The sequence below is a fragment of the Phyllobacterium sp. P5_D12 genome (assembly GCF_054049495.1).
Window position 1 is genome coordinate 1 of sequence record NZ_JBFUMG010000633.1, and the last position, 2,423, is coordinate 2,423.

Annotated in this window: 2 protein-coding genes and 1 pseudogene; 1 reads left to right on the plus strand and 2 read right to left on the minus strand. The window is 55.1% G+C overall.

Annotated features, from left to right (window positions below; genetic code table 11):
- Both repA and ACXJ5O_RS24525 read right to left on the minus strand, forming a co-directional pair.
- A partial coding sequence (repA, locus tag ACXJ5O_RS24520) for a plasmid partitioning protein RepA (RefSeq protein ID WP_457302184.1) occupies positions 1–874 on the minus strand: 874 nt, incomplete at its 3' end.
- 266 nt (positions 875–1,140) lie between these two features.
- Positions 1,141–1,311, minus strand: a complete 171-nt coding sequence (locus tag ACXJ5O_RS24525) for a hypothetical protein (RefSeq protein WP_457302183.1) — start codon at positions 1,309–1,311, stop codon at positions 1,141–1,143.
- Positions 1,312–1,493: 182 nt separating this feature from the next.
- On the opposite strand from ACXJ5O_RS24525, the pseudogene ACXJ5O_RS24530 reads away from it, so the two are divergent.
- Positions 1,494–2,423 (plus strand): annotated as a pseudogene (locus ACXJ5O_RS24530) (hypothetical protein); the annotation flags it as partial.

Genomic DNA, 2,423 nt, shown 5'->3' on the forward strand with positions numbered 1-2,423 from the left:
TAGCCGCACAAAGCGCCGAAAGCGTCAGGAACCCTAGCTGCGGAGGACAGTCGATGACGACGACATCATAATCATCCGCCACCGTATCCAGCGCGGCCTGAACACGCGCGAAGAACAATTGCTGCTCGACACTCTGCGTGCCATGCTGCCGATCCGCCAGCATTTGCGGTGTCGTGTGTTCGAATTCCTGTAGTTCGAGATTACCAGGGATAAGATCGAGACCATCGAAATAGGTCTTGCAGATGATATCGCGCAGCAGCCTGCGTTCGCCATCATAACGAATTGCGCCATAGAGCGTATCATTTCCGGTGAGGTCGAGTTCCGGCTGGTAACCGAAAAGCGCCGACATCGATGCCTGTGGATCAAGATCAACAGCCAGCACCCGAAACCCGGCCATGGCGAGATGTTGCGCAAGATGTGCACTCGTCGTTGTCTTGCCGGAGCCGCCCTTGAAATTGGTAACCGCGATAACCTGCATATGCTCGTTGGCGCTGGGGTCGCGATGCGGAAGGTACGTTTTCGCCTTGGCACCGCCAGCCTCGGCAAGATGCCGGCGCAGCGCATTGATCTCGGCAAGCGTATAAAGCCGGCGACCGCCGCTTCCAGTTTCCGGCTGCGGCCCCTCACCTGCGATCGAAAGCTGCCGCAGATAACCGTCGGATACACCAATCAGCTTCGCAGCCTCGCCACTGGTGAACTTGCGCAACGTCTTCTGGGCAGTCGGCGGAAACAACCGGTTGCGCATCGCCTGCAACTGCGCTGATAGCATCTCGGCATCCGCCGCGATCGCGCGGTCAGCCGGCAAGGCGACAGACAGGGATGAAGCGCCTCGTAACTGGGMATCAACAGTCCGGTGTGTCTGTGCTGTATTCATTAAAGTCACGTGTTGATCCTGTACGCCCGTTAATAGACTGCTGACCGCGCTCTGGGATGATGCGCCGATTCGACAGAAAAACCAAAAGGGTAACGCTGGACAACAATTTAACGCCGCAGCTTAATACTAACACCGCAAAATCTGTGTAACGCCTATTTGGCCTGTTACCCTCAAAAACCGTAACCAAATTGAGGGAAGGACCGAGTCGCGTCAAGAACTTTATGGTTAACGCAATTTAACCCATTTATTKGGGCAACCACACTATTTTACCACTTCTTCTTTTTGCGTTTTTGGTCGGCCGGCTTGGGCTCGAACAGATCGCTATCGGGTGCATCCTTGGTATCCGATGCCTGCATTTCTGTTGATTTTGATGCGATGGATTTTGTCTCGGTCGGGGACTTCGAAGCGGTATCTTTCAATGCGAATTTGATCGCCATTACAAACTGCTTTCTGATGTGAAATTTGCGTGAACTACAGAATGTAAGTTCCTAGCATGAATGGCAGACAATTTGCGCATGAAATCGAGACGCTCTCGCCAAAAGTAGCAAGTTGTTAACCTTGGTTTTCTATTCAGATGAGCACCCTTTGGGTAATCTCACATCGTTCCGCTGCAGGCATCATGCGTATCCCCAGAACAAATTTTCCAGTAAAAGCAGATGAATATGAGTTTGAAAACAGCGGCGGTGGGGTGTTGGTCCACGTGCCAGTTCCACCGTCACCTCCGGTAGACCTTACCAACGCAAATTCAGGCACCCTTTATGAGAGCGTTACGGTCAAACGGCCGATCGCTCCTGCGACACCCAGGTCAGCGTCGGCGGCAACGCCGGTACCAGTACCGGCAGGCGGATTTGATGCAGGCGCATCGTTTGCGCCGATTTCGAAGCGTATGTTTTCACTATCCGAGAATGTCCGTTTCACCCGGACACCCGACAGCGAACTCTTGAAAAACAAGGGCCCGGCACCGACAGAAGTTACTATGGCACCGAAGGCGGATGCGAAACGTCCGGCTTCTGCAAAACCGGCAAGGAACGTGGAAGCAATCGTCGTACCCCCTCGCGTTCGAGACCCTCAGTCCGGAGGGTCTCTCCTCTTCGGTCCCGCGACAGTATCAGCGCAAGCTCTCGCTGTTGCCCTCCCGCCAAATACTGCGCCTGCCGAGGCCCACACGAACATCAAAACTCCGCCGCTCGAACGCTCGCCATTGGCTTATGTGTCGGACTATGCGTTCTTTGAATCGACCGACTTTATCGGAGGGATCGCATCAGTCGCAGCTGCTATCCCTGTCAAGCCAATGCCCAGATTCAGCCCCGACGAAATCACCGCTCGCTTCCGCGTGGTTGAGCCCTTTGCGACACTAAAACCGCCACTCATGTCGCCACCACTCGACGCAGTGCGCGTGGAGGTGAACCACCATGCGGCGCCGACGCCTGAACAGCAACTGGGGGAGAGCGATGCCGTCGATGCTGGCTTGAACGCAATTCCCGAACCTATTCTCACTGCCCCTCCCCAGCGCATCAGCCGGCCCCGAGAGATTGCACCTGTCCAAGCC